A 6,449-nucleotide genomic window follows, 5' to 3' on the forward strand; every position below is an offset into this window, starting at 1 on the left:
ACATCCTCAAATTTTAATTACTACTGCTTGCCGAAGCGGCCTCTTCCGGTACTCCCTCAAAATCAGGAAGCTCATCTCCGCCAACTACGCTTCCGCTGTCCGGATCTATAAGATTTCCGTTACTTGGGTCTACATAATAGCCCGTAGTAGGATCTTTGTCAAATGACTCCCAGATTGAAGTTCTTTCTTTTTCCTCAGGTGCCTCAGTAGTTTCCTCCTCAGTTTCACCTGCCTCTTCTGTAACTTCCTCCGGATTTTCCTCCTGCTCTTCTTCCGCAACTGCTGTTGTAACAAGTTGCTCACGAAGAGTCTCAAGTTCCGCTTTTTCTTTTTCAGAAAGTTCCTCTGTCATAGGATAGTTGAGATAAGGAAGAGCCTCTGTAAGAATAGCTCTTACTATTCTGGTCGCAAACTTGGCATCATCCTGATAAAGCACGTTTGGTCTGTCCACAACAACATAGATTGCTATATCAGGGTCAGATGCAGGTGCATATCCCATAAATGAAACTACGTACTGATGGTTTCCACGGGGAAGGGTCTGAGCTGTTCCGGTCTTGCCGCCGATCATGTATCCTGCAGGCCTTGCAGTTTTACCTGTACCTTCTGCGCCAGCAACAACCTGATTACAATACTCAATTATCTTATCAGATGTGCTCTGTGATATTGTCTGTCTTAAAATTCTCGGTTCAATATTCTTAATTGTAGCTCCGCTGCTACTCACAACTTTTTTAACAACATGAGGTTCATAGTAATAACCACCATTTATCAGTGAGCTAAAGGCTGTTATCATTTCGATCATATCTACGTTAAAGCCCTGTCCAAAAGAGTTTGTAGCAAGGTCAGTAGACGTCATATTGGAAGCGCTGTAGGTAAGGCCCTCAGTTCTGGCTTCTCCTGCAAGATCGATATTAGTCTTAAGTCCAAATCCGAAATCTTTTTGGAATTTGGTAAAAGTATTTACTCCAATAGCCTGTGCTACATACATCATAGCCACGTTACAGGAAATCTCAATTCCTCTTGATACTGAAACAGCTCCGTCACCATAGGTATTATGACACTTGATTTCCCAACCGCCGACTTCAAGCTTACCAAGGCAGTTATAGACTTCGTTACCTGTTATAGAACCGCTCTCAAGTCCTGTAGCTACAGTGAATGGCTTGGCAACAGATCCGGGCTCGTATGTATCTGCAATGCAGAAATTTTTCCACAAAGCATTGTAGTTCTGATAGAGCTGTTCATCAGTAAAGTTTTGAAGCATTTCCTCAGTGATGTACACACCGGAGTCATAGACTGATTCGCCCTTTACTTTGTTTCCCTTTTCATCAACCGCAGGCATTCCGATAAGGGCCGCTGTATCTCTGGGGTTGTTCAGGTCAAAGTTTGGATAACTTGCCATAGCAAGGATCTCACCAGTATGGATATCCATGATGATACACCCTACGTTATTGGCTCCGTTGCCTTCTCTGGCGTTGTTTTTATACTGCTCATTGAACTCGTATAAATGTTTCTCAACTATTGTTTGAAGATTACCATCAATAGTTGTGACGATGCTATCACCGTCTGTAGCTGAAATAGTTGTTCTCTCAAGATTGGAATCATCGTCAAGATATCCGTATTCTCTTCCCGGGGTTCCACTAAGAGTATTGTTGTAATACTCCTCAAGTCCATACATACCGGTGTTGTCACTTGAAGTAAAGCCTATTATGTCACTGGCAAGAGAACCGTTTGGATATTTACGAATGTAGCTTTCCTCGAACCATATGCCCTGAATATTTTCATCGTAGGTTTCAGAGCCGGGAGTAATAAGTCCCTGGAACTCACTTATCTCTGAGTAAGTAAGTTTTTTGGCCAAAATATAATACTGAGATGATGGATGCTCTGAAAGGTAATTTCTTATATCGCCTCCATCAAGCCCAAAGCATCTTACAAGCGCTTTTATCGTAGGATCAAGATATTTGGAATCCCTTAAAAGAATCTTTGCATCAAGGATAACATTGTATACTTTCTCACTGTAGGCAAGAATAGTATTGTTGGCATCCAGGATCTCGCCTCTTCTAAAAGGAATAGTCGTCGAATCATATTGCTGCTGAGAAAGAACCTGTTTCTGATACTCCTCACCGTTATTCTTGGTTATAAGGATAAGTCTGACCCCTAACCCAACGAAAGCCAGTAGTACCAATACAAATAGCACCACCAGCTTTTTTCTCATTCCTATAGTAAACTTCTGCTTATTTTTTTCCTTACGCCTTTTCATCTAAACATAAAATCCTTCCAATTACACCCTTTCAATTATAGTCATATTTTGTACCAGGGGCAAATTATTTTAAGAAGTTATTCATGCGGGATAGGCGCAATCTGGCGTACATAGTCATTTCCACCGCCATCAGAATATGTTATGATCTGTCCCTCACTGGCATACGTCATTCCGTATTCCTGAATCGCTATTCTTTTTACCTCATCAAGGTCAACATTGCCGTTAGCTCTGTTGTAAGCCTCATCGTTATCCTGTTTTAATGCATTGAGCTGGCTTTCAAGCTGAGCTACATGTTTAACGCTGTTCTTGATCTGTGACTGCAGATTGATGTACCACGCAAGCGTTCCCACCATAAGCACCATTGCCATTGATAAAAACACAAGGTATCCAAGACTCATGTGGTGGCGCCTTCTATTTTTCTTTTGAGGCTCCTGCACATGGAAGCGGTCTTTTTTCTCATTTGGTTGTTCATTGATCTTTTTTACGGTATTTCCGCGAATATATTCATTTGCCATGTTAGCCTCCCTTCTTACTGCTATTGCAGTTCAATAATTTACTTGATCTTTTCAAACACTCTAAGTTTCGCACTCTGAGAACGTTTATTCTCAGCAAGTTCTTTTTCACTTGGTAAAATAGGCTTTCTAGTTATTACCTTACCTTTTGATGTCTTGCCACATACACAGACCGGGAAATTAGGCGGGCATGTGCAAGGATTCTCATTTCTTCTGAAGTTATTCTTGGTTATTCTGTCTTCCAATGAATGGAAAGTAATAACGCAGAGCCTTCCTCCGGGATTAAGGAAATCAATAAATCCATCCAAAGAGTTCTGCAAAACATCCAACTCTCTGTTAAGGGCTATTCTAATAGCCTGATAAGTTCTCTTGGAAGGATGGCCTCCCTTTTCTCTCATCTTGGCAGGTATAGCCGCCTTAATGATGTCATTGAGCTGTCCCGTTGTTTCTATTGGAGATTTAGCTCTTTCTATACAGATATGCTTTGCAATATTCTTGGCAAATTTATCTTCTCCAAAATCTCTTATGATGTGGAAAAGTTCCATCTCAGAATAGTCATTGATAATATCTCTGGCTGTCAGTGTCTGTCTCTGGTCCATTCTCATATCGAGAGGAACATCTTCTTTATAGGTAAAACCTCTTTCAGCGTTATCAAGCTGGTAAGATGACACTCCAAGATCAAGCAGGATGCCGTCAACTCCGGTAACTCCAAGAGCCTTCAGCCTCTCCACAGCATTTTCATAGTTATCTCTGATGATAGTGACTCTGGATTCATAAGGTTCAAGCCTCTTTGTTGCTGCACAGATAGCGTCTTCATCCTGATCCGTGCCGTACAGATGTCCTCCATCTGTCAGTCTCTCAGCAATATGTGAAGAATGTCCTGCACCACCAAGAGTTCCATCAAGATAAATTCCATCAGGCTTAATATTCAAATTGTCCAGGCACTCATCAAGGAGTACTGAATAATGTTTGAATTCCATACTTTTTCCTTACTATTGTTGAGCCATGCACCATACTCGAAAAGCTTCTAAGTTCAGCTTAAATGCTTAAACCGTACTCACTCATCTTAGCTGCAATTCCATTGATGTCATCGAAGGTGCTTGCCTTCTCCCATTCTGCCTTACTCCAGATTTCAGCTCGATTACCTACACCTGCTATAACAGCTTCTTTTTCTATTCCCGCATGCTGCAGGAGATTCGCTGGCAAAAGAATTCTTCCCTGCTTGTCGACTTCCGCATCAATTGCTCCTGCGATGAAGAAACGGCCAAGCATTCTGGCTTCAGGTTTATCCATGGGCAGGGACTGTAGTTTTTCTTCAAACTGATTCCATCCCTCTTCTGCGAACACAAAAAGGCATCCGTCAAAGCCCTTGGTAACCACAAATTGATCACCCAAAAGCTCGCGGAATTTAGCAGGTATTATGAGTCTTCCCTTAGCATCTATGGAATGACTATATTCGCCTTTAAATGCTGCTCCCACTTAATTTACCACTTTTCTACCACTTTTAACCACTTTTTGCCACTTTTTACCACCTAAACACATTATAGAACACTTTTTTCTTACTGTCTATTAAAAATCCATGAAAAAAAATGCCCTCCTGAATCAAAAATTCAAGAAGACATTTTTCATTGAAAAAAATATTCTGTTTATTACTTTTCGCGCATTTTAAGACGTTTAATGATCATAGCCGTCACTGAAAATACAACAAGACATAGGGCAAGCATCTGTGACACCGGAAGTCCTGTGGTATGCATTATGAGCTGGTCAGTTCTAAGTCCTTCTATCCAGAATCTTCCAAGGCCATAGCCACCAAGATATAAAAGAACTATCTCACCATCGAACTTCTTATGTTTGATATACAAAAGCACTATCATAAGAAGGCACAGGTTCCACATACTTTCATAAAGAAATGTCGGACTCACCTGAATATAGTTTGTTCCTTCCACCATGTGAGCCTTCATAAGCTCAGTTATCTCTCCGCTTCTTACAGCTTCCACAGGAAGTCTCATGGCAAAAAGATTATCTGTATATTCACCAAAAGCTTCTCTGTTAGTAAAATTGCCCCATCTTCCCATTACCTGACCAAGTAAAAGCCCGGGCATGATAGTATCTGTGAGCAAAAAGAAATTAACTTTTTTGATCCTGCAATAAATAAACGCCGTAAGGAATCCCGCTATCACGCCACCATATATTGCAAGGCCGCCATTTCTGATGTTAAACACACTGATAGGATTATCTTTATAGTAATCCCAGGCAAAAAACACATAATATATTCTGGCTCCAATAATTGAAAAAGCAATTATAAAAGTTGCCACATCCCAGTATGTATCAGGATTCTGGCCTGTTGCCCCGGCAACTTTTGAAATAAGAATAAGTGCCAGAAAAAAGCCCAATCCTATGATCACTCCATATAAAGCAATACTAAAGCCAAAAACAGTAAAACTCTTTGGGACATTCTCCAAATAGATATTTAAGTGTGGAAACGCAATATCCATCTTCCCCATTATATCCGGCATAACATCCTCCACTTTTTATACGTTAAACCTAAACAGGATAACATCTCCATCCTGAACCACGTACTCTTTTCCTTCCATGCGGACAAGACCTTTTTCTCTTGCTGCTGCAAGTGAACCCTCTCTAAGAAGATCCTCGTAGTTGATAACTTCAGCCTTGATAAATCCTCTCTCAAAATCTGTATGGATCTTACCTGCTGCCTGAGGAGCCTTTGTTCCAATCTTGATTGTCCATGCTCTTGTCTCATCTTCACCTGATGTAAGGAAGCTCATAAGACCAAGTGTCTTGTAGCTTGCTGCAATAAGCTTATCAAGTCCAGACTCTGTAAGTCCCATGCTCTCAAGGAACTCTGCCTTCTCATCAGCTTCAAGTTCTGAAATTTCAGCTTCGATCTGAGCACTGATAACAAATACCTCGCTACCTGACTTTGAAGCAAGTTCTCTTACAGCTGCAACATATTTATTAGAAGCTCCATCATCGGCGAGATCCTCATCTTTAACATTTGCAGCATAGATAACAGGCTTCCATGTGAGAAGATCATAGCCATTCATAAGTGCAAGTTCGTCTTCATCATCAATCTCAAGTTCTCTTGCCATCTTATTTTCTTCAAGAGTTGCCTTTATCTTATTTAAAAGATCCAGCTCTTTTGCTGCAGTCTTATCCATACGTGCAGTCTTAGCAACCTTTGCTATTCTTCTCTCAAGAACCTCAAGATCTGCAAAAATAAGCTCAAGGTTAATCGTCTCTATATCTCTTGCAGGATCAACTGATCCATCTACATGAACCACATTAGGGTCCTCAAAGCATCTTACAACGTGCACGATAGCATCTGTCTCACGAATATTTGCAAGGAACTGGTTTCCAAGTCCTTCACCCTTTGATGCACCCTTTACAAGTCCTGCTATATCAACAAACTCGATTGTTGCAGGTGTAACCTTCTTGGAATGATAAAGATCCCCCAAAAGCTTAAGTCTCTTGTCAGGAACTGCAACAACTCCAACGTTAGGATCAATTGTTGCAAAAGGATAATTAGCTGCAAGCGCTCCTGCATTTGTAAGTGAATTAAAAAGTGTTGACTTACCTACGTTTGGTAAACCTACTATGCCTAGTTTCATTTTTATATATCTCCTTCTAAAAATGCTTTATTTAAGCCATTTGTTATCTCAGCT

The 6,449-nt window shown here is 40.8% G+C and carries 6 protein-coding genes; all 6 read right to left on the reverse strand.

Annotated elements, in window-relative coordinates; translation table 11 throughout:
- Positions 1 to 13: 13 nt before the first annotated feature.
- On the reverse strand, positions 14 to 2,254 hold the full coding sequence (locus G585_RS0107710; protein ID WP_022774138.1) for a penicillin-binding transpeptidase domain-containing protein: 2,241 nt from the start codon (positions 2,252 to 2,254) through the stop codon (positions 14 to 16).
- 77 nt (positions 2,255 to 2,331) lie between these two features.
- Positions 2,332 to 2,769, reverse strand: a complete 438-nt coding sequence (locus tag G585_RS0107715) for a hypothetical protein (RefSeq protein WP_022774139.1) — start codon at positions 2,767 to 2,769, stop codon at positions 2,332 to 2,334.
- Between the two features lie 38 nt (positions 2,770 to 2,807).
- On the reverse strand, positions 2,808 to 3,746 hold the full coding sequence (gene rsmH, locus G585_RS0107720; protein ID WP_022774140.1) for a 16S rRNA (cytosine(1402)-N(4))-methyltransferase RsmH: 939 nt from the start codon (positions 3,744 to 3,746) through the stop codon (positions 2,808 to 2,810).
- A gap of 58 nt (positions 3,747 to 3,804) precedes the next feature.
- A complete protein-coding gene (mraZ, locus tag G585_RS0107725; RefSeq protein WP_022774142.1) occupies positions 3,805 to 4,245 on the reverse strand; it encodes a division/cell wall cluster transcriptional repressor MraZ in 441 nt (146 codons plus the stop codon).
- 170 nt (positions 4,246 to 4,415) lie between these two features.
- Positions 4,416 to 5,282, reverse strand: coding sequence for a prolipoprotein diacylglyceryl transferase (lgt, locus tag G585_RS0107730; RefSeq protein WP_022774143.1), 867 nt, complete (start codon positions 5,280 to 5,282; stop codon positions 4,416 to 4,418).
- A 15-nt stretch (positions 5,283 to 5,297) separates the two neighbouring features.
- Complete coding sequence (gene ychF / locus G585_RS0107735) at positions 5,298 to 6,395, reverse strand: redox-regulated ATPase YchF (RefSeq protein ID WP_022774144.1); 1,098 nt, start codon at positions 6,393 to 6,395, stop codon at positions 5,298 to 5,300.
- Between the last annotated feature and the right edge of the window lie 54 nt (positions 6,396 to 6,449).

Source organism: Butyrivibrio sp. AE2015, from assembly GCF_000420825.1.
GTDB lineage: Bacteria > Bacillota > Clostridia > Lachnospirales > Lachnospiraceae > Butyrivibrio.

Excerpts from the sequence above, each read along its gene's own strand:
- G585_RS0107715 (WP_022774139.1), bottom strand. The coding sequence starts at position 2,769 with ATGGCAAATGAATATATTCGCGGAAATACCGTAAAAAAGATCAATGAA.
- lgt (WP_022774143.1), bottom strand. The coding sequence starts at position 5,282 with ATGCCGGATATAATGGGGAAGATGGATATTGCGTTTCCACACTTAAAT.
- rsmH (WP_022774140.1), bottom strand. The coding sequence starts at position 3,746 with ATGGAATTCAAACATTATTCAGTACTCCTTGATGAGTGCCTGGACAAT.
- G585_RS0107710 (WP_022774138.1), bottom strand. The coding sequence starts at position 2,254 with ATGAAAAGGCGTAAGGAAAAAAATAAGCAGAAGTTTACTATAGGAATG.
- ychF (WP_022774144.1), bottom strand. The coding sequence starts at position 6,395 with ATGAAACTAGGCATAGTAGGTTTACCAAACGTAGGTAAGTCAACACTT.